This window comes from Flavobacterium limnosediminis JC2902 (genome assembly GCF_000498535.1).
Lineage (GTDB): Bacteria > Bacteroidota > Bacteroidia > Flavobacteriales > Flavobacteriaceae > Flavobacterium > Flavobacterium limnosediminis.
Genome location: NZ_AVGG01000002.1, coordinates 60134 through 82397, shown reverse-complemented (window position 1 = coordinate 82397; position 22264 = coordinate 60134). Strand labels below are relative to the sequence as shown.

The following is a 22264-nucleotide window of genomic DNA, read 5'->3' as shown; positions in this document are numbered from 1 at the left end:
AATAGAATGTTTATAAATAATATTCTTTGGAAATTAATGAAATGCTAATTATTTTTTAATTCCGTAGAGATTGGTTAAATTTGCGCGACTTAATTTTATAAACAGTAATAATATAACTTATTCATATTATGGCATTTGATACAGAAATGAATCTTTACAAAGATTACATTAAAGAAATAGAAGAACGAAAAGGTCAGGGACTTCATCCAAAACCAATCGATGGGGCTGAATTACTAAGTGAAATTATCGTACAAATTAAAGATTTGGATAATTCAAATAGAGAAGATTCGTTAAAATTCTTTATTTATAATACGCTGCCTGGAACTACTCCGGCTGCTGGAGCTAAGGCTAAATTCTTAAAAGAAATTATCCTTGGAGAATCAGTAGTAAAAGAAATTACTCCTGCTTTTGCTTTTGAGTTATTATCTCACATGAAGGGTGGTCCTTCAATTGAGGTATTGCTTGATTTAGCTTTAGGTAACGATGCTTCTATTGCGAAAGAAGCGGCAAACGTTCTTAAGACACAAGTTTACCTTTATGATGCAGACACTAATCGTTTGAAGGAAGCATTTGAAAACGGTAACACAATCGCTAAAGAAATTCTTGAGAGTTACGCGCAGGCTGAGTTTTTTACGAAACTACCTGAAGTAGCGGAAGAAATTAAAGTGGTTACTTTCATCGCCGGAGAGGGAGATATTTCAACAGATTTACTTTCTCCGGGTAATCAGGCACACTCACGTTCAGACCGCGAATTGCACGGTAAGTGTATGATTACGCCTCAGGCTCAAGAAGAAATCAAAGCTTTACAGGCACAACATCCTGATAAATCGGTGATGTTAATTGCAGAAAGAGGTACAATGGGTGTAGGTTCATCACGTATGTCGGGTGTAAATAACGTAGCGCTTTGGACAGGTAAACAAGCAAGTCCATATGTACCATTCGTAAACTTTGCGCCAATCGTTGCAGGAACAAACGGAATTTCTCCAATCTTCTTAACGACAGTTGATGTTACTGGTGGTATTGGTTTAGATTTGAAAAACTGGGTAAAAAAGACAGATGCTAATGGTGATGTTGTTCGTAATGAAAGTGGTGATCCGGTTTTAGAAGAAGTTTATTCTGTTGCAACAGGTACTGTGTTGACAATTAATACAAAAACAAAAAAATTATACAACGGAGACAAAGAGTTGATTGACATTTCTAAAGCATTCACGCCTCAGAAAATGGAATTCATCAAAGCTGGTGGATCATATGCAATTGTTTTCGGTAAAAAGATTCAAACTTTTGCAGCGAAGACTTTAGGAGTTGATGCTCCACTAGTTTATGCACCTTCAAAAGAGGTTTCAATTGAAGGACAAGGTCTTACAGCTGTTGAAAAAATCTTCAATAGAAATTCTGTAGGAACAATTTCTAAAAAAGCATTGCACGCAGGTTCTGATGTTCGTGTGGAAGTTAATATCGTAGGTTCTCAGGATACGACAGGTCTTATGACGGCTCAGGAATTAGAATCTATGGCGGCTACAGTAATTTCACCAATCGTCGACGGGGCCTATCAATCGGGATGTCACACTGCTTCGGTTTGGGATAAAAAAGCGCAGGCTAACATTCCGAAATTGATGAAGTTCATGAACGATTTCGGTTTGATCACTGCTCGTGACCCGAAAGGTGTTTACCATGCAATGACCGACGTAATTCATAAAGTTCTTAACGATATAACCATTGACGAGTGGGCAATCATCATCGGTGGTGACTCGCATACAAGAATGTCAAAAGGTGTTGCTTTTGGTGCTGATTCGGGAACTGTTGCTCTTGCATTGGCAACCGGAGAAGCTTCAATGCCAATCCCTGAGTCTGTTAAAGTGACTTTCAAAGGAGAAATGAAGTCTTATATGGATTTCCGCGATGTGGTTCATGCTACTCAAGCACAAATGCTTAAGCAGTTTGGTGGTGAAAACGTGTTCCAAGGTAGAATTATCGAGGTTCACATTGGAACGCTTACTGCTGACCAAGCCTTTACATTTACAGACTGGACTGCAGAAATGAAAGCAAAAGCTTCTATCTGTATTTCTGAAGATGAAACTTTGATCGAGTCATTAGAGATTGCGAAAGGTAGAATTCAGATCATGATTGATAAGGGTATGGACAATGCAAACCGCGTTCTTCAAGGATTGATCAATAAAGCAGATAAGAGAATTGCAGAGATTAGATCTGGTGAAAAACCAGCTTTAACGCCAGATGCAAATGCTAAATATTATGCTGAAGTTGTTGTTGATCTTGATGTGATTGCTGAGCCAATGATTGCTGATCCGGATGTGAATAATAAAGATGTTTCTAAACGTTATACTCACGATACTATCAGACCTCTTTCTTTTTACGGAGGTGAGAAAAAAGTAGATCTAGGATTTATCGGTTCTTGTATGGTTCACAAAGGCGATATGAAAATCCTAGCTCAAATGCTTAAAAACGTAGAAGCACAAAAAGGTAAGGTTGAATTTAATGCACCACTTGTGGTAGCACCTCCTACATACAATATCGTAGATGAATTGAAGGCAGAAGGTGACTGGGAAGTTCTACAAAGATACTCTGGTTTCGAATTCAACGATAATGAGCCTAAAGCGGCGGCCCGTACGGAATATGAAAATATGTTGTATTTAGAGCGTCCAGGTTGTAATCTTTGTATGGGGAACCAGGAAAAAGCAGCCAAGGGAGATACGGTAATGGCAACTTCTACGCGTCTTTTCCAAGGAAGGGTTGTTGAGGATTCGGAGGAGAAAAAAGGAGAATCATTGCTTTCCTCTACACCGGTTGTAGTATTGTCTACAATTCTTGGCAGAACTCCTACTATGGAGGAATATACTGCTGCGGTAGATGGTATTAACTTGACTAAGTTTGCGCCTTCTCATAAGCTGTTAGCAAAATAATCGTACAGATAATTAATTGATTTCAAAAGCCTAAGTTGATAAACTTAGGCTTTTTTTGTGTTGCTGCTCTATTTTTTTGTAAATTGTATGATTAAAAAATAATAACAAAATAATTATTTAATCTTATGGCTTTTGATATAGAAATGATTGAAAAAGTGTACGCAACTATGGCTGCCCGTGTGGATAAAGCCCGTGCGTTGGTTGGTCGTCCGCTTACCCTGTCTGAAAAGATTTTATATTCTCACCTTTGGGAAGGCACACCTTCTCAATCGTTTACAAGAGGGAAAGATTATGTGGATTTCGCTCCGGACAGAGTAGCTTGTCAGGATGCAACGGCACAGATGGCTTTATTGCAGTTCATGCACGCAGGTAAAAGTAAAGTTGCGGTACCTACAACGGTTCACTGTGATCACTTGATTCAGGCGAAAGTGGGTGCCAAAACCGACTTACAGGTTGCAAATACACAATCAAAAGAGGTTTTTGATTTCCTTTCTTCGGTATCTAACAAATACGGTATCGGATTTTGGAAACCAGGTTCAGGAATTATTCACCAAATTGTTTTGGAAAATTATGCCTTCCCAGGAGGTATGATGATCGGTACCGACTCTCACACGGTTAATGCAGGAGGTTTAGGTATGTTGGCAATCGGTGTTGGTGGTGCTGATGCGGTAGATGTAATGTCTGGAATGTCATGGGAATTGAAATTCCCTAAATTGATCGGAGTAAAATTGACTGGAAAATTAAGCGGTTGGACTGCTCCAAAAGACGTAATCCTAAAAGTGGCTGATATCCTTACTGTAAAAGGAGGGACAGGTGCTATTGTGGAATATTTTGGTGAAGGTGCAGAGTCTATGTCGTGTACCGGTAAAGGTACAATCTGTAACATGGGTGCAGAAATCGGAGCGACAACTTCTACTTTTGGCTACGATGATTCCATGAGAAGATATTTAGCGGCTACAGGTCGTCAGGCTGTGGTGAACGCCGCTGATAAAGTGGCGTCTTATTTAACTGCTGATGCTGAGGTTTACGCTAATCCTGAGAAATATTTTGATCAATTGATTGAAATCAATTTGTCAGAATTGGAACCACACATCAATGGACCTTTCACTCCGGACAGAGGTACTCCTGTTTCTCAGATGAAAGCAGAAGCGGCAGCTAATGGATGGCCGATAAAAGTAGAGTGGGGATTAATTGGTTCTTGTACAAACTCGTCTTATGAAGATATGTCAAGAGCTGCTTCTATCGTGGAACAAGCGGTAGCGCACGGAATTACCCCTAAAGCCGAATTCGGAATCAATCCTGGTTCTGAACAAATCCGTTACACGATCGAAAGAGACGGCATTATCGCTACTTTCGAAAAATTGGGAACAAAAGTGTTTACGAATGCTTGCGGACCATGTATCGGACAATGGGACAGAGAAGGTGCTGACAAACAAGAGAAAAACACTATCGTACATTCATTCAACCGTAACTTCTCTAAGAGAGCTGATGGTAACCCAAATACACACGCATTTGTAACGTCTCCGGAGATGGTTGCTGCCATAGCAATCTCAGGGCGTTTGGATTTCAATCCTATTACGGATTCCCTAATCAATGATAAAGGAGAAGAAGTGAAATTGGTTGCTCCAACAGGAGATGAATTGCCAAAAAGAGGTTTTGATGTGGAAGACGCAGGATTCCAGGCACCGGCAGCTGACGGTTCATCTGTGCAGGTTGCTGTTTCTGAAACTTCAGATCGTTTGCAATTGTTAGCTCCTTTCGAGGCATGGGATGGTAAAAATGTAACGGGTGCTAAATTGTTAATCAAAGCCTACGGAAAATGTACTACGGATCACATCTCCATGGCTGGTCCTTGGTTGCGTTTTCGTGGCCACTTGGATAATATTTCCAATAATATGTTAATTGGTGCTGAAAATGCTTTCAACGGTAAAGTAAATTCGGTTAAAAATCAAATAACAGGTGAATATGCAGAAGTTCCTGTTGTTCAGAGAGCCTACAAAGCCGCTGGTGTTCCTTCAATCGTTGTGGGTGATCATAACTACGGGGAAGGTTCTTCCCGTGAGCATGCGGCTATGGAACCACGTTTCTTAGGTGTTAAGGCGGTATTGGTAAAATCGTTTGCCCGTATCCACGAAACGAATCTTAAAAAACAGGGTATGTTAGCCTTAACGTTTGCTAATGAGGCAGATTATGATAAAATTCAGGAGGATGATACCATCAATTTCTTAGATTTGACAGAATTTGCTCCGGGCAAACCGTTAACATTGGAATTTGTTCACGCAGACGGCTCTAAAGATGTAATTTTAGCGAATCATACGTATAACGAAGGTCAGATTGGCTGGTTCGTTGCGGGTTCTGCTTTGAATCTGATTGCGGCTGGTAAGGCATGATTTATTAAAATTATATTAAAAACGCTCCCAATTGGGGGGCGTTTTTTTGTTGGTAGCAATGGTATTTCTATATTTACATTCTAAAGTTAAAACGAATGAAAAAAATAATTATAGTAGGTGTAGTTGCACTGATTGGTGTTATAGGATTCTTAAATATTGATAAAATACAGGAAGCTTTTTCCGGTTCAAATTTACCGGAACCAACAAGTATAGCTTTTGAAAAACAAATGCCTCTATATTCATATGACTGGAAGTTAATCGGGCCAACTGGCGCGTCATTATCCTTTGTAGAATACATGAACCGAAATGTAATCATTAATTATTGGTCACTGAATGATCCTGAATCAGTTGAAGAATTAAAAGCATGGAACAAATTGTATGAAGACTACAAAGGAGAGAATGTGTTTTTTATTTTTGTTACCGCAGATTCTCAGGCTGATGTGAATGCTTTTTTAAAAGATAACGATTATGTCTTTCCTGTTTATTATTCCGGAAGTACCCCTTTAAAATCAATAGTCTTGGATAAAGCGCCAAAAACCTATCTGGTTGCCAAAACGGGAAGAGTTGTTGTGAACCACACCGGTGCTGCCAATTGGAATTCCGATAATTTCAGAAAAGTTCTTGATGATCTTATAAAGCAGAATAAATAATTAAAAAACGCGTTGTTCTTCTGATGGGCTTCTGTTTGAGAAGTTCTCCGAATCTAAATAATTACTCTTGATGAAATTTTCAAAACTCCTTTTTGCCCTGTTCCTGTTTATGTCATTACCTGTTTTTGCGCAAAAAACTATCAGTCATAAGGTGGTCAACGGTGAATCGGTTTACAGTATTGCCAAAAAGTACAATGTTTCCGAAGAAGAAATTTTCGAATTGAATCCAAAAGCAAAAGGCTTACTGCAATTGGATATGGTACTTTCCATTCCTAAAATTTCCAAGAAAAAAACAGAAGAAAAGAAAACTAAATTTATTCCTAAAGGAGCTTCTCATAAGGTGGAGTCGGGGGAATCGTTGTATACCATTGCTAAAAAATATGATACTTCAATCGAGAAACTCAGGGAAGCCAATCCGCAATTGGATTCAGATAATTTGCAATTAGGTGAGTTGCTGGCGCTGCCAAAGGGAGTTAAAAATCAATCGGAAGAAAAGCTTTCAAAGGCTGAAAGTAAAAAAATAGCTAAACTTCAAAACAAGTTGCAGAAACATTCCGTTGCATCAGGAGAGTCGTTTTATGTGATTGCCAAAAAATACAATGTTTCGATAGAGGAGCTAAAGAAGGTTAATCCTCAGGTGGAAAACGACAAATTAGATGTTAAAGATGTTGTGTTTATTCCGGGTACTGAGAATGCAGCAACAGTAGCTGAGAAAAAGAAAACCAGAGAAGAGAAAAAGAGAGAAATCGAAAACAGTAAAGCCGATAATTCCGCTACTGTCACAATAGAGAATAACGATGTCTCCAGTGATGCTGTTTCAGGTATCCATGAGGTTATGCCTAAAGAAACGAAATATGGTATTTCAAAACGTTACGGGATATCCATTGCAGAACTGGAAAGGTTGAATCCGCAAATTGTAAACGGCTTGGATGTAGGTCAAAGACTTGCGATTAAAGAGACGGTAAAAAACGGAGACGTTAAAACTGTAGTTGATGAAGTTTTGGCTACTGATGACGCTAAAGATGTTGCCTCAGCTTCTGGTGCGAATGATATGAAGGCTAGTGTAGAGGTGTTGCCATTATCAGCAGATGCTGCTATGAAAGCTGATTTTTTGATTACCAAAGCTTCTGAGAATTTAGGCGTGCGGTATCGTGGCGGAGGAACCGATCGAAATGGTTTTGACTGTTCCGGACTGATGTTTACGACTTTCAAAAATATCGACATGACTCTGCCAAGATCCTCTTCGGATATGGCTGCCAATTCGGGTGTAAAAATTGATAAAAGTCAGGCACAAAAAGGTGATTTGATTTTCTTCGGCACCCGCGGAAGATGGGTAGGTCATGTGGGAATGATAACCGAAGTTTTGGAAGATGAAATAAAATTCATTCATTCCTCAACGAGTTCCGGTGTGATTATTTCTTCTACCAAAGAACCGTATTACGCTAAACGTTTTGTACAGATAAACCGAGTGCTGAATTAATTTCAGATAAAAACTTCGGTTGCAGACTTTCCGGTCAGATACAAATAATTGCCAAAGTAATTAAACACAGATTTTCACAGATTAATTAGTAAAAATTGAGGTGTGCATATTAATCTTAGAAATCTGTGCTAATCCTTTTAATCCGTATTATCTGCGTTCTGTTATCTGCATTTTCTATATCCAATCGCCTTTCGAAATCAAATACTCAAAGTTTAATTTTTCGGGTTCGCCATGATAAGCCACTTCAATTTCCCGCACTTTTTTTGCTCCCAACCGTTCAATGGCTTTTTGTGAACGTATGTTTTCGGCACCAATGTGAAAATAAACGTTATCTATAAACTGAAAAGCATACTCCAGCATCAGTTTTTTTACCGATGGATTATAAACAGAGCCCCAATAGCTTCTTCCGTAAAAGGTATAGCCGATTAAGACGCTTTTGTCGGTTTCATTCAAATCATAAAAACGCGTGCTCCCGATTACGGAATCCGATTTTTTGTCGGTAATGATAAATGCGCCTTTAGAAGCCATGGCTCCCTCGAAAAAGTTTTGAAAGACTTCTCTTTGGTAACGATTTTTATTCGGATGCTGTTCCCAAATCAAAGGATCGGAAGCTACTTGGTATAACGATTCAAAATCCGATTCTTGCAACGGGATCAGTTTGACGATTTCGTTTTCTAAAATGGGCTGAAGGTTCATGTTTTGTTTAATAAATGAAAGCGATTTATGTAAATATACTGTATAAGGATGTAAGCAAAGTATCCGGAATTGTAAATGTGGTAATTTATTCAGTATTTTTTGATTAAAACGATCCTGAGTCAGATGTTTTTTGTTGAAAATACTAACTTTATAGTTGGGTGTGAATGGGTTATTGATGCTGAAAGTAGCCTAAATGGAATTCACTTTGGAGATGTAATAGCAAATTCAAAGACCGGATGATGTATAGTTAGCGATTGGATTGTTTAACTAAGCGATTAGGGATGAAGCACTTTTTCGATTTTCTGATGATTTCAGGAGTAATACTTGGAATCATTTTTATCATAGCGACACAGATCTCAAAAAATGGAAGGGAAAGATCCATTATCTTCCTAAACCTTGTTGTGGCCTTTTTGATGTTGAATAATCTGCAGGCATTTTCACTCGAAACTATTTTTACAGATGCTCCTTTTTATGTGCAACGGTTGCAAATCCCATGGTACCTTCTGATAATGCCCTCCTTTTATGCCTTTTTGATTTATTATTTGCGAATAGAGAAAAAGGTACATTCGTACACACGGATTTCTCTAGGCCTTTTTATTTTGCAGATGATCATACGAATTACAATGATTCCTTATTATAATGATGAAAGTAAAAACCTTTTCATTGGGCAGTATGTTCAGACTGAAGAAATTGTTAATGCTGCCTATTCGATATTTCTCTTTGTGAAATCAATTATTTTGCTTTTCAGATGTTCCGAAATGTATAAAACGGTTCTTACATTTGACAGTTTGAGATGGCTGAAAAACTTTATGTTTCTTGGCGGCTTGGTTATTCTGATGTGGATTTGCGCTATATTGCTAAATCGGGACAAAGCAATTCATCCGGAATTGTACATTTATTATCCCTTACGTTTAAGTACCACTATTTTGCTTTACTGGATTTGTTATCAGGGTTTTTACAGTTATTCTTTAATGTCTGAAAGGATAAAGCTAAGGGAAGCTATCGCTTTTGAAGAAAAAAGCAAAATTGCTGTCGAGCAAAATGGGTTGTCGGAAGATACTAAATTTGAAAAAATAAAAAACCATATCGAGAAAAACAAAAGATATCTCGATCCTTACTACAGTCTTGAAAAATTGTCCTCAGAAACGGAAATGAGCGTAAGTACTTTGTCACATCTTATCAATCAGGAAAGCGGTTATAATTTTTCAGATTACATCAATTACATGCGGGTAAAAAAAGTAAAAAAATACCTATCCAAACCTGATTACTCATCCTATACTATCGTTGCTATTGGCCTGGAATGCGGCTTTAATTCCAAGTCGGTGTTTTATGCGGCGTTTAGGAAATTTACTTCCGTTACACCTTCGGCCTTCAAAAAACATCACCTCTCACAGATGTCCTGATTTTTGCAATTTGTCCTGATTTCTGCAAAGCAGATATTTCGGGATAGTGCAGTTTTGTTACCACCGTAACTTTGGTTATAATTTTAAAACTAAAAGTTATGTTATTCCTTATTTGTTACACGCTGCTAAAGAGATTTTCTCGAGGCAGAAAGCTTCCGGCTCTGAAAGTTGCCGAGTTTTTAAACGGATGCGCTACAAGGTTATCAGCAAGCTTCTTTACGAGATTTGTATTACTCTTTATGCCTCTAATGGTATTCCCGCAAGATTCATTGTATAATTATAAAATAATGTATAAAGGAGATAATATCGGCTGGATGAAACTTGAAAAATCCACTGAAGGTGACAAATCGGATATCTCATTGGTTTCTGAGATAAAAACTAGAATCGTTGTTCCGATTAAAGTCTATTTGGAAGAGCAGTCCGTTTTTGAAAAAGGAAAGCTGATTTTTTCTTCCCAACTAAGTAAAACAAACGGAAAGATAAAAACGGATAAACAGACCAAATTGGTAAACAATAAGTATGAAGTGACCGAAAATGGTATCCGAAATGTCATGCCCTATCCGGCAATCAGCACTAATCTTCTTTTGATGTATTTTGAAGAACCGGTGGCTGCAAAATATGTTTACAATGATAAGCATCAGCGGTTCTTGAAGATTGTTAAAACCAGTGATGGCGGTTATGAATTGAAATTCCCCAATGGTAATAAGAACTGTTTCTATTATTCTAAGGGGATCTGCACTAAAATAAAAGTCCAGCGCGATTTATATGCTGTAGAAGTGATACTGACACCTTAAAATAATTGATCATGAAACCAGATGTAATAGTAATTCTTCTTTTGCTTTCACTCCGGCATTTAATGCCGTTTGGCCGGCGATGCTACTTCATATTGGAATTTCATTTGTTTATGAATATTCTTTTCTGCGATTGTTCACTGTCAATTTTAAAACCTTAAAATCATGAAAATTTTAGTAACCGGAGCGACAGGTTATTTGGGAAATAATCTGGCTCATGTTCTGGCCGATAACGGAAATGAGGTGCATGCGTTAGTTCGTTCAGAATCGGCTAAAAATATCCTGCAACATCCTAATATCCGTCTTTTTAGAGGTGATTTATCAGACAAGGATTCTTTGATTGCGGCGATGAAGGGATGCAGTCAGGTGTTCCATACCGCAGCCAAAGTTGGTTTGTGTATTGATGATGCAGATGAGTTTTATAAAGTAAATGTTGAAGGTACACGAAATGTAATTCAAGTTGCTTTGCAAACGGAAATTGAAAAAGCTGTTTTTACAAGTACTGCAGGGATAATTGGTCCTTCAGATGAAAAGCCTTTAAATGAATTAAATGTGCGTAGGGTACCGATCGAACTGGCTTACGAAGAAACTAAAAAAGTAAGTGAAGATTTGATTTTTGAAAGCGCTGCAAAAGGGTTTGAAGCGGTCGTTGTAAGTCCCTCCAAAATATATGGTCCTGGGGCTGTTTCTCAAGCGTTGAAAACCAATTCCGTGATGGGATTCTTTTTGAAAAAAGGATTTACCATAGTTCCCGGCTCTGGGGATTATGAAATTTGCCTTGCATTTGTGGACGATGTCGTAAACGGACATATACAGGCAATGCAAAGGGGGAAAAGAGGAGAGAAGTATATATTGGGAGGCTGCAATGTTTCTTATCAGAAGTTGTTCTCGATGCTTCGGGATGTTGCTTCGACGAAAAGTTATATTGTTCCTGTTTCAAAGAATGCATTCAAAACTCTAGCTTATCTGCAATGGGCGGTTTATAAAACTTTTGGAAACCGACCAGTTTTTACGGTAGAATTTGCTGATTGTCTTTTTAGTAATTATGTGTTTTCGAGTGATAAAGCCATTCGGGAATTAGGATATAAGATTACACCTTTAAAGGAAGGGCTTGAACAAACTGTAGCTTTTTTATTGGGAGCTGATTTGCTACCTAACAGTAAATAGGTGGTTTGTCTTTGTTGTTATACTGAAGTATTGGTTCAATTTAAATTGTAAGTCATGACGAGTTTAGATCACATAGGAGCGGTTGCATTGTTTGTAATCTTCTTTATCGAATTCGGATTAGCTGTTTTGCATAAGTCAGATGATTACGTGTTAAAGGACATGAAATCTAATCTGATGCTCGGCGTCTTGGTAATTCTGGTCGGTTTTTTTGAAAAAGGAATCGCTTTCAGTGTTTTTACCGTAGCCTATGGATACGCGATTTTTAAACCTGAGATTTCATGGGGAGTGTGGATTGCCTGTTTTTTCTGCTGTGATTTTGTTTACTACATTTATCATTGGCTCGGACACAAAACAGCTTTGTTGTGGGCAGGACATGTAACTCACCATTCTTCTAAAGCGTTTAATTTAACAGTTGGTTTCCGAATCAATTGTCTGCATTTGTTCTATCGTTTCTTATTTTGGGTTCCTTTGTGTTTTATAGGATTCCCTCCGGAAATGATATTGTTTTTTGAATCTGTTACAGCGGTTTTGAATTTCATGGTACATACCGAAAGGGTTGGGAAATTAGGTTTTTTGGACTGGCTTTTCAATACACCTTCTAACCACCGTGTGCATCATGGCACTAACCCGAAATACATAGATAAAAATTTTGGTGGTATCCTAATGATATACGATCATTTGTTCGGAACCTACATCAAGGAAACTGAAACCCCGATTTATGGAATTACCGATAAGGTCAGTTTAAATAGTCCTGTTCAGATTTTACTGCATCAATATCGTAACCTTTTCAAGCGACTTCTTGATAGGAAAGGGATTGTCTCCAAAATTCAATATTTGTTCTCTTTACCCAGTTAAATATTTTGTTGATTTTGAATAAAAAGTCCCGGAATTGGAAGGTTTTGGCTTATCCGATTACTGGGAGTGGATAGTAGTGTTTGATTGTAAAAAATAGAAATCATGAAAACTAATGTATATACTTTAATAACAGGAGCCAGCGAAGGTTTCGGAAAAGCGCTGGCTATAGAATGTGCTTCCAGAAAGATGAATTTGATTTTGGTGGCTTTACCCGGAACTGGATTGAATTGTTTTGTTGAAATGTTAAAACAAAAATATGCAATTGAGGCGGTTGGGATTGAAATGGATCTTTCTGTAGACGGGAATTGTAATTTGGTTTTTCAAACAATTAAAAACAAAAAATTAGCAGTTAACATGCTTATCAATAATGTTGGTATAGGAAGTACGATGCTTTTTGAAGAAGGGAGTATAGAGTTCTTTCAAAGACAAATAAAAATAAACATTATGACCACTACTGTCATGACCTATTTGTTTTTACAAGACTTGAAGAAGCATAGCCCAGGCTATATTCTGAATGTCGGAAGTCTTTCATGTTTCTTTTATTTAATGAAGAAACAGGTTTATGGAGCAACTAAGTCCTATGTGTATTCTTTCTCAAAAAGTTTACGACGGGAATTGGATTCTGAATTAATTAATGTGAGCGTTATTTGTCCGGGTCCTATGAATACGAACAAAACAGTAACCGCTATAAATGAATCCTTTAATTGGTTGACTAGGATGTCGACTATGAATCCGGAAGAAGTTGCTCCAATTGCAATAGAGGGCCTTTTAAAAAGAAAAGAGGTAATAGTTCCGGGAAAACTTAATAAGTTGTTTTTGTTTTTTGATATGATGATTCCTTCTTTTTTAAAAGATTTTCTAACTGGTTTACAGATGAGAAATATTCAATCTGTAACGTCAATGGAAAATAATTTGTGTAAAAATTAAATTGAATTCAAACACAAAAAGCCGGCTCAATATTGTTTTGAGCCGGCTTTTTGTGAATAGATTTGATTATTATATTGGTTTTTCTAAAATAGGCTGAAGATCTATTAATTATAAGAAACAGAAATCAGTTCAATTGTATAAAAAGGATTTGAAACTTTTTTTACACCAAAATCAGAATTCGCGAATATGTCTATTGGTGTTATATGTTTGTTTAAATTGTTGTCGAATTCCACTAGATAAGTTAAGTCGTATTCCTGATTAGAAAGGTTGATGATTACGTGTTCATCATAGGTTCCTGTTGATTTTGTACTGTCCTGAAATTCAATAAGGGATTTTGCTATTTCTTTTATCGGTATGGATAGGCCAACGTGTTTGATATGTATATTATCAGAATAGTCAATTGTACCCATTTCGCTTTTGTTTCGATTGCAGCGACTGCCTTTAAGGAAAATTAATATTTTTTTGAGCTCCTCATCGGGGCAGTAATAATTGTAGTATTCCGTTTTTTTGGTTTTTGGATTATAAGTTGCTTCTGTGGTGATATTTGTATGGTAAAGATGGTATCTCAGATTTCCCATATTTTTTGTTTTGGTAAGTGTATGGTAAGAGATAAAAGCTGATGTCTTGCTACTGTCTTTTGGGTTGGGTTGGAAGATGTAATTATTGCCGGGAAAAAGCGCCTTTAAAGCTGTTGTGTCACCATAAATACCTCTTTGGTCAAATTCGAAATTTGATTTCTGTGAGTAAACAAATTTTACAGTTTTAAAATTTTTTGGATTTGCGGTTTGACTGTAAATATTAACTGCAAAAGTCAATAAAACTAGAGTAAGAATTTTTTTCATGTCACTAAAGTAAAAAAAATCCGCCTCAATTTCTCGAAGCGGATTTTATTATTTGAAGTTTTATGTCTATTAATAGTACATGTAACGTCTAACTTTAGCAATGTATTTCGCTAAACGGATAACCTGATGGCTGTAACCGTATTCGTTGTCATACCAGATGTAAAGCACAACGTTTTTACCGTCTGCAGAAACGATGGTAGCATTACTGTCGTAAATAGCCGGAGCCGAAGTTCCAACGATATCCGAAGATACCAATTCGTTATTCAAAGAGTATTTGATTTGCTCTACCAAGTTTCCTTCCAAAGCATATTTTTTCATGATAGCGTTCAAGTCTTCTTTAGTGGTGTTTTTACCTACTTCAAGATTTAAAACCACTAAGGAACCATTTGGAACCGGTACACGGATAGCATTTGAAGTTAATTTTCCTGCTAAACTAGGTAATGCTTTTGCAACGGCACTTCCTGCACCTGTTTCAGTGATAACCATGTTTAAGGCAGCTGCTCTTCCACGACGGTATTTTTTGTGCATGTTGTCAACAAGGTTCTGGTCGTTGGTGTAGGCATGGATGGTTTCCAAGTGTCCTTTAACAACGCCTAACGTTTCTTCGACTGCGGCTAAAACCGGTGTAATTGCGTTTGTTGTACAAGAAGCGGCAGAGTAAATTTTAACTTCATCCGGATTGTATTCTTCGTGGTTAACACCGTAAACGATGTTTGGAACCCCTTTACCCGGAGCAGTCAATAATACTTTGTCAACACCTTTAGAAACTAGGTGACGGCTTAATGCTTCCTCAGTTGTGAAAGCGCCTGTATTGTCAATCACTAAAGCATCGTGAATGCCATAAGCGGTATAATCAATTTCTTCCGGAGAATTTGCAGTGATAATATGAACAGATGATCCGTTGATGATTAAAGCATTGTTTTCCACATCAGCAGAAACCGATCCTTCGAAATCACCGTGAACCGAATCATAACGCAATAACGAAGCACGTTTTTCTAATAAAACCGCGTCACTTTTATCACGGGTAACAATCGCTCTTAAACGTAATTGTTGTCCTTTTCCTATTTTCGACATCATTTCACGGGCCAATAAACGTCCGATACGACCAAATCCGTAAAGAACCACGTCTTTAGGTTTGATTTCAGAAGTGTCTTTCGCGTGTTTCAGTTTGTCGATAACAAAAGCGGTAGCGTCGTTGTATTTATCGTCTTCTAAATGGTATTCATATGTTAATTTACCAATGTCAATTCTTGATGGCGGTAAATCTAAGGCCTGAATCGCTCTTGCAATTTCCACAGAATCAAAAACGTTAATCGGTTTTTGAACAAATTCTACTGCATATTCGTGCAAGTTGATGATGTCACTAACATTTCTGTCGATTAATTGGTTTCTGAAAAGTACCAACTCAATCGATTTGTCATACCATAAATCGCTGATAATCTTGATAAGTTCTACGCCAGCTCTTCTTCTGTCTGCCTGAAAAGCCAATTCTTTTTCGTATAAAACTGAATTGTCCATAAATAAGTGTGTTGTTTGAAATTGGTGCAAAATTATTGATTTTAAATCAGATTTCGGAAAATTATTTTGTGAAAAATTCCATAAAAAAACCACTCGTTTGCCCCATTGTCTGAATGCAAATGTCGGTATAGAATATTTAAAACACAGATTTCACATAATATCACAGATTAATTCGTTTAAATCCGTGAAATCCGTGAAATCTGTGTTTGGTTATTTAAAGTAATCTTTAATAATTAATAGTGAATCCGCTCAATAAATGTCGTTTATGTTACTATTTGTGCTTTTGTCCAAACGGTAGCGTCGTTTGATCGGACTGTTTCTGAATAACCTAAAATAATTACAGCAGCATTTCCAACTGTTTGCCGTTTTGGGTAATCAGTACCACTCTGAACTTCTGGTTGTTTGATTTGGAATTCAGGATTCGGGAAGCCTGATCCATCGAAGTGATTTTGTTTCCGTCGATGCTGAGGATGATGCTTCCTTTTAAAATTTCGGCGTATTCCAGGTATTCTTCATTAGTGACATCCTTGATTTTTACACCTTCACTTAAGCGGAAACGTTTTTTATCGTCGGCATTCAGGTCTTCAAATTCAAATCCTTTGTAATCAACATTTACCAGTTCTTTTTTGGTTAGCTTTACCGGAATCGTTTTTTTGTCACTGTCTCTGAGAATGCCAACCTGAACCACATCGTTAGGGCGTTTTGTGTTGATGTAGGAAGTCAGATCCGAATATCCGTTAATGGTCTGATTGTCTAATCGGATGATGATGTCGCCTTTTTTCAGTCCGGCTTTTTCTGCACCCGAGTTTTTTGAAACAGAGTTAACATAAAATCCCTGAGTTTCTTTTACGCCGAATTCTTTTGAAACAGCGCTGTTTAATTCACTTCCTTCAACGCCTAAAACACCGCGCTGTACGTTTCCGTATTCCATTAGGTCTTCGATGATTTTTCGAGTGATATTGGAAGGGACTGCAAAAGAATATCCGGCGTAACTTCCGGTAGGCGAGGAGATCATAGTGTTGATTCCGACTAATTCACCTCTTATGTTTACCAAAGCCCCGCCACTGTTTCCGGGATTAACCGCCGCGTCGGTCTGAATGAATGACTGTATGCCGTCTTTGCTCAGATTTCTGGCTTTCGCCGACACAATTCCTGCTGTTACCGTCGAGTTGAGGTTGTACGGATTCCCAACCGCCAAAACCCATTCGCCTATCTTCATATTATCCGAATTCCCGAAAGTAGCATACGGCAGCTTCTCCTCGGCATCTACTTTCAGTAAGGCTACGTCCATTTTACTGTCGGTCCCAACTAATTTCGCTTTATAGGATTTGTTGTTGTTTAAGGTGACCTCCAGTTCGGTGGCGTTCTGAATTACGTGATTGTTGGTTACGATATACCCATCTTCGGAAATGATCACTCCGGAGCCGGTTCCAACCTGGGTTTGTTGCTGTCCTCCGCGATAACCGTAGAAATATTCCATAATCGGATTGGAAGGGAGTTCAGAAACCGAAACGTTCTTTACGTGTACGACGTAATGGACTGCATTTTCTGCAGCCACGGTAAAATCAATATTTTCTGCACCCAGACTCACATTTCGGGAATAGTTGTCGGAAGCAACCGATAATTTACTTCCTGAACCGTTATTCGAGTCAAAAAGTAATTTGTACGCGCCAAGCGTTATTGTTCCGCTTAACAGAGATACGACTAATAAACTTGAAAATTTGTTCATAATGCAAGATATGTTTATGTATTTAACAGTAAAATTAAAAACTTCAATAATTCAAAAAAATGCTTTAACGATGGTTTAACACTCTTTAACTTGTCCTTAATATTCGTACTTTTGTTACTTATTTGAATATCAGATGAACTATACTTTTTACAAATATCAGGGAACGGGGAACGATTTTGTCATGATTGACAATCGCAATTTACATTTCCCCAAAAATGATACCAAATTAATCGAACAATTATGTGACCGACGATTTGGTATTGGTGCCGACGGACTCATTTTATTGGAAAACGATGACACCACCGATTTCAGAATGGTGTATTATAATTCCGACGGAAACGAAAGCTCAATGTGTGGTAACGGCGGACGTTGTCTTGTGGCTTTCGCGAAACAGCTCGGAATCATAGATACGGAAACTACTTTTATTGCTACCGACGGTCTGCATTTCGCAACCATTTCCAATGAAGGCATCATATCGCTTCAGATGAAAGATGTGGATGAGGTTCAGGAACACAAAAGCCATGTTTTTTTGAATACCGGTTCACCGCATCATGTTCAGATGGTGGAAGATCTGAATATTTTCGACGTAAGGAACCAAGGGGCTAAAATTCGTTACGGCGATTTATATGGAAATGCAGGCAGTAACGTGAATTTCGTGTCACAAACCGATGAGAATAAATTCCGTTTGCGTACTTACGAGCGCGGAGTGGAAGACGAAACTCTGTCGTGCGGAACCGGAGCAACTGCCGTAGCCATTGCCATGAGAGCCACTGGTAAAACCAAAAGTTCGTTAATAGAACTACAGGTGGAAGGCGGAATGCTCGAGGTTTCTTTTATTGAGAAAAACGGATTTTATACTCATGTTTTTCTGAAAGGACCCGCGTCTTTTGTTTTCAAAGGTGAGATTTCGGTAGGGTAGGAGAAAATAGAAAATAGAAAATAGAAAATAGATACAAGAAGCAAGAAGGATTGTTTTAAAAGACAATTAAGAAATCTAATAATCTAAGAAGTCTAACAATCTAAGAAGTCTAACAATCTAAGAAGTCTAACAATCTAAGAAGTCTAACAATCTAAGAAGTCTAACAATCTAAGAAGTCTAACAATCTAAGAAGTCTAACAATCTAAGCGGTCTAATAATCTAAGCAGTCTAACAATCTAAATAATCTAAGCAGTCTAAATTGATAACGTTAAAAGGAAATACCGTTTACCTTCGTGCGCTGGAACCGGAAGATCTGGAATTCGTTTATGCAATAGAAAATGACGAAGCCATCTGGGAAGTTAGTAATACGCAAACACCGTACAGTCGCTTTTTGATCCGACAGTATCTGGAAAATGTGCATCAGGATATTTATGAAGCGAAACAACTGCGTTTGGCTATCTGTAAAAATGACAGTTTTGAGGCTGTTGGTCTGATTGATCTGTTCGATTTTGATCCGAGAAACCAACGTGCCGGTATCGGAATCGTGATCAAAAGTGTCGAATACAGAAGTTCGGGAATCGGGACAGAATCGCTTGGACTGCTGATTAATTATTGTTTCTCTCAGTTGCAACTCCATCAGCTTTATGCAAATATTGGCACTGAAAATACACCAAGTATAAACCTTTTTACTAATTTTGGCTTCCAATGCATAGGAGTGAAAAAAGACTGGAATCGTCTTCAGAATCACTATGCCGACGAAGGTCTATATCAATTAATTAACCCAACAAATAAATAAAGTTTTGAACCCGAAAAGAATTGTCTCGATTGTCTCAGTTGGTATTCTGCTTGCAGCAACCGTTATTGGTGCTGTTGTTTATCTAAAAGCATTTACCGCTAATACGAAATTTGAAGAAAATGAAGTTTTTGTTTATGTTCCGACAAATTCCACTTATGAAGACGTAAAGAAAATAATGGCGCCTTATGTGGATAACATGGATAAATTTGCGTTTATGGCCGAACAACGTGGTTATGATGCCAATGTTAATCCGGGGAAATTTTTATTAACCAAAGGAATGAGCAGTTTCAGCATCGTTTCCTCATTGCGTCATAATGTTCCTGTGAAATTGGCCTTTAACAATCAGGAATCGTTAAGTAAATTGGTGCAGCGTTTGTCTTCTCAGATAGAACCTGACAGTTTAGCGCTTACCGAAGTGTTTACCGATTCTGTTTTTATGGCAGACAACGGTTTCAGTAAAGAAACGGTTCTGGCAATGTTTATTCCGAATACTTATGAGTTTTACTGGAATGTATCACCAAAGAAAGTACGCGATAAACTGGCAAAAGAATACAAGAAATTTTGGAACGAAGAGCGCCAGGCGAAAGCTAAAGCCTTGAATTTGACACCTGTTCAGGTTTCGACTTTGGCGGCGATCGTACACGAAGAAACGGCTAAATCGGATGAAAGACCTCGTGTTGCCGGAGTATATTTAAACCGTTTGAAGAAAGATATGCCGTTACAGGCGGATCCAACCGTAATCTACTCGATAAAGGAAAAGTCAGGGGATTTTGATACAATAATCAAACGAGTTATGTTTAATGATTTGCGAATCAACTCACCTTACAATACTTATATTCACACCGGTTTGCCTCCTGGGCCAATTGCCATGCCTGATATTTCGGCTATCGACGCCGTTCTGAATGCAGAGAAACATAACTATGAATATTTCTGTGCCAGTGTGGAGCGTTTCGGTTATCATGAGTTTGCGGAAACCTATGAACAACATCAGGTAATCGCAAAAAAATATGCCGAATGGGTTGCCAAGCAAGGCTATCAGCGTTAATTTTTGAAAAAGAAATTACAAATAATCTTAAAAGAATCGCAAGTGTTTTTCATCCGAAAAGTGCTAGCGATTTTTTTTGTTTTGACAGTGTTTCCGGTACAGTCACAATCGAAATCGGAGACTTTTTTAACACCTTCGGATACGTTACACATTAAAAGAAGAAATGCGGTTTATATTTCGGAAGCTGCTGTTTTGGGCGTAACTCTGATAGGTTTGAATCAGCTTTGGTATAAAGATTATCCGAAATCGTCTTTTCATTTCATCAACGATAATAATGAATGGCTGCAAATGGATAAGGCTGGGCATTTATACACGACGTATCATATGGGGCGTTTCGGGGCAGAAGCCTTAGCCTGGAGCGGGGCTGATAAAAAACATCAGTTGATTTACGGAGCAACGGTAGGTTTTGCGTTCATGACGGTCGTTGAGGTTTTTGATGGTTTTTCTGCCGAATGGGGTGCTTCATGGGGTGATGTGGTTGCCAATGCAGCGGGAACCGGTTTGTATGTTTCACAGGAATTGCTGTGGAAAGAACAGAGAGTTACGCCCAAATTTTCATTTCATTACACCGAGTATGCCGACTTACGGCCAAATACATTGGGAGGCAACTGGAACGAACAGATTCTCAAAGATTACAACGGTCAGACGTATTGGTTGTCTATGAATCTGCATGCTTTTGCCAAAGAAAGTAAAATCCCGAAATGGTTCAATATTGCTCTTGGATATGGGGCGGAAGGAATGCTGTATGGTGACAGTGAATCAGTTCCTGCAGAGTTTGAAACGCAAAATGTACCTACACGACAATTTTATCTTAGTCTCGATGTTGATTTAACCCGCATTAAAACAAATTCCCACATTTTAAAAACACTTTTCTCCGTTTTTAACACGATTAAGGTGCCTGCTCCCACCCTGGAAATAAATCAGTTTGGCGATGTAAAAGGCTACTTTATCTATTTTTAAGATATTGCTGCAGTTTTGTTCTTTTTCTTAAATAAATTTATAAGGAAATTTCCTGATATATACTGTTTTACCTCTTTTTATTCAAAAGGTATTTCATCTGAAAATTTTTATTGCACAACAGTAGGCTTGAGGAGTATGATGAAAAACTACAGGGTTTTGCGTCCGTGTTCTTCTGCTTACCGGTGATTTATCAGCAGTAGTTTACTTCTTTAATATTAATTTAAGCGGTAGTGGTATGAAGAATGTTGTTAAATTAATCAGCCTTTTTTTTCTAGTATCACTTTCCATCAATCTGTCCTGGGGGCAATCAGGTATTAATGCTTTTTTGAAACCTTCGGATACCCTTAATGTTCCCAGAAGAAATGCCGTAATAATTGTGGAGGGTATTGTTTTTGCTGCAGGTGTAATTGAATTTAATCAACCGTTTAGTAATCAGTGTTGGGATTCGGATTTTGATTTTATAAACGACAATCGCGGTTATATGCAAATGGATAAGGCGTCTCATGTGTTTTCATCCTATCATATCAGTAGGTTTAGCGCGGAAGGATTACAATGGGCTGGAGTAAGTAAGAAAAACCAATTGATTTACGGAGGAGGAATGGGGTTTGTCTTATTGACCACTATCGAACTTATTAATGGCTATAAATGTGAATCGGGAGCTTCATATGGGGATATAGTAGCGAACGCTGTCGGATCATCATTGTATATATCTCAAGAACTGTTGTGGAAGGAACAGCGGATAGTGCCTAAATTTTCTTTTCACTCCAGTGATTTCATGTGTGTTGATGCCCGTGCAATGAAATCTCAGATTATGGATGATTACAACGGACAGACCTATTGGATGTCTGGCAATCTGCATTCTTTTTTCAAATCCTCCAAAATACTTCCAAAATGGTTTAACGTTGCTCTTGGATACGGTGTTGAAAATTTTTATGTGAAGCAGGAAGGGGGAAGTGTTCTTAACTCTTATCGCCAATTGTATTTTAGTCTGGATGTCGATTTAACTCGTATTAAAACAAATTCTCATGTTTTAAAAACTCTTTTCTCTGTTTTTAACACAATTAAGGTGCCTGCTCCCACCCTGGAAATCAGTCAGTTTGGCGATGTAAAAGGCTACTTTATCTATTTTTAACAAACTTTAACTTGTTGATTTTCAGATTTATAAATTAAGGTGTATC

At 37.9% G+C, this 22264-nt stretch carries 18 protein-coding genes; 14 read left to right on the top strand and 4 right to left on the bottom strand.

Annotation, left to right across the window (positions count from 1 at the left end; all coding sequences use genetic code 11):
• The first annotated feature begins 146 nt into the window (after window positions 1-146).
• The 4 genes from FLJC2902T_RS03140 (at window position 147) to FLJC2902T_RS15705 (ending at window position 7438) form a co-directional block, all read left to right on the top strand.
• Window positions 147-2918 (top strand): bifunctional aconitate hydratase 2/2-methylisocitrate dehydratase, encoded by a 2772-nt coding sequence (locus tag FLJC2902T_RS03140; protein WP_035677196.1) that lies wholly within the window; start codon window positions 147-149, stop codon window positions 2916-2918.
• 125 nt (window positions 2919-3043) lie between these two features.
• Window positions 3044-5308, top strand: a complete 2265-nt coding sequence (locus FLJC2902T_RS03135; RefSeq protein ID WP_023578332.1) for an aconitate hydratase — start codon at window positions 3044-3046, stop codon at window positions 5306-5308.
• Between the two features lie 95 nt (window positions 5309-5403).
• A complete protein-coding gene (locus tag FLJC2902T_RS15710) occupies window positions 5404-5958 on the top strand; it encodes a TlpA family protein disulfide reductase (RefSeq protein WP_023578331.1) in 555 nt (184 codons plus the stop codon).
• 70 nt (window positions 5959-6028) lie between these two features.
• A complete protein-coding gene (locus tag FLJC2902T_RS15705; RefSeq protein ID WP_023578330.1) occupies window positions 6029-7438 on the top strand; it encodes a C40 family peptidase in 1410 nt (469 codons plus the stop codon).
• Window positions 7439-7612: 174 nt separating this feature from the next.
• Here FLJC2902T_RS15705 and FLJC2902T_RS03120 read toward each other — a convergent pair whose 3' ends face one another.
• Entirely contained in the window at window positions 7613-8134 is a 522-nt protein-coding gene (locus FLJC2902T_RS03120) for a GNAT family N-acetyltransferase (protein WP_023578329.1), read from the bottom strand.
• A 281-nt stretch (window positions 8135-8415) separates the two neighbouring features.
• Here FLJC2902T_RS03120 and FLJC2902T_RS03115 point away from each other — a divergent pair, with 281 nt between their 5' ends.
• From FLJC2902T_RS03115 to FLJC2902T_RS03095, 5 genes are all read left to right on the top strand, one after another.
• Window positions 8416-9537 carry a helix-turn-helix domain-containing protein gene (locus FLJC2902T_RS03115; protein ID WP_035676991.1) on the top strand — a complete coding sequence of 374 codons (1122 nt, stop codon included), beginning with the start codon at window positions 8416-8418 and terminating at the stop codon, window positions 9535-9537.
• Between the two features lie 287 nt (window positions 9538-9824).
• On the top strand, window positions 9825-10331 hold the full coding sequence (locus FLJC2902T_RS03110) for a DUF6134 family protein (RefSeq protein WP_023578326.1): 507 nt from the start codon (window positions 9825-9827) through the stop codon (window positions 10329-10331).
• Between the two features lie 162 nt (window positions 10332-10493).
• Window positions 10494-11495, top strand: a complete 1002-nt coding sequence (locus tag FLJC2902T_RS03105; RefSeq protein WP_023578325.1) for an NAD-dependent epimerase/dehydratase family protein — start codon at window positions 10494-10496, stop codon at window positions 11493-11495.
• Between the two features lie 54 nt (window positions 11496-11549).
• Entirely contained in the window at window positions 11550-12350 is an 801-nt protein-coding gene (locus tag FLJC2902T_RS03100) for a sterol desaturase family protein (RefSeq protein ID WP_023578324.1), read from the top strand.
• A gap of 102 nt (window positions 12351-12452) precedes the next feature.
• Window positions 12453-13277 (top strand): SDR family NAD(P)-dependent oxidoreductase, encoded by an 825-nt coding sequence (locus tag FLJC2902T_RS03095; protein WP_023578323.1) that lies wholly within the window; start codon window positions 12453-12455, stop codon window positions 13275-13277.
• A 104-nt stretch (window positions 13278-13381) separates the two neighbouring features.
• On the opposite strand, the gene FLJC2902T_RS16200 is transcribed toward FLJC2902T_RS03095, so the two are convergent.
• From FLJC2902T_RS16200 to FLJC2902T_RS03080, 3 genes are all read right to left on the bottom strand, one after another.
• Window positions 13382-13855, bottom strand: coding sequence for a hypothetical protein (locus FLJC2902T_RS16200; protein ID WP_155958847.1), 474 nt, complete (start codon window positions 13853-13855; stop codon window positions 13382-13384).
• Window positions 13856-14188: 333 nt separating this feature from the next.
• Window positions 14189-15637 carry a glyceraldehyde-3-phosphate dehydrogenase gene (locus tag FLJC2902T_RS03085; RefSeq protein ID WP_023578321.1) on the bottom strand — a complete coding sequence of 483 codons (1449 nt, stop codon included), beginning with the start codon at window positions 15635-15637 and terminating at the stop codon, window positions 14189-14191.
• 337 nt (window positions 15638-15974) lie between these two features.
• Window positions 15975-17366 carry a S1C family serine protease gene (locus FLJC2902T_RS03080; RefSeq protein ID WP_023578320.1) on the bottom strand — a complete coding sequence of 464 codons (1392 nt, stop codon included), beginning with the start codon at window positions 17364-17366 and terminating at the stop codon, window positions 15975-15977.
• A 133-nt stretch (window positions 17367-17499) separates the two neighbouring features.
• Between FLJC2902T_RS03080 and dapF the strand changes: the two genes are divergently transcribed.
• The 5 genes from dapF to FLJC2902T_RS03055 all read left to right on the top strand — a co-directional run bounded on the left by dapF (window position 17500) and on the right by FLJC2902T_RS03055 (window position 22218).
• Entirely contained in the window at window positions 17500-18285 is a 786-nt protein-coding gene (dapF, locus tag FLJC2902T_RS03075) for a diaminopimelate epimerase (RefSeq protein ID WP_023578319.1), read from the top strand.
• Window positions 18286-18544: 259 nt separating this feature from the next.
• Window positions 18545-19081, top strand: coding sequence for a GNAT family N-acetyltransferase (locus FLJC2902T_RS03070; protein ID WP_023578318.1), 537 nt, complete (start codon window positions 18545-18547; stop codon window positions 19079-19081).
• Window positions 19082-19085: 4 nt separating this feature from the next.
• A complete protein-coding gene (gene mltG / locus FLJC2902T_RS03065) occupies window positions 19086-20126 on the top strand; it encodes an endolytic transglycosylase MltG (RefSeq protein ID WP_023578317.1) in 1041 nt (346 codons plus the stop codon).
• A gap of 3 nt (window positions 20127-20129) precedes the next feature.
• Window positions 20130-21086, top strand: a complete 957-nt coding sequence (locus FLJC2902T_RS03060) for a DUF2279 domain-containing protein (protein ID WP_394331684.1) — start codon at window positions 20130-20132, stop codon at window positions 21084-21086.
• A gap of 235 nt (window positions 21087-21321) precedes the next feature.
• Window positions 21322-22218, top strand: a complete 897-nt coding sequence (locus tag FLJC2902T_RS03055; protein ID WP_023578315.1) for a DUF2279 domain-containing protein — start codon at window positions 21322-21324, stop codon at window positions 22216-22218.
• Window positions 22219-22264 lie beyond the last annotated feature (46 nt).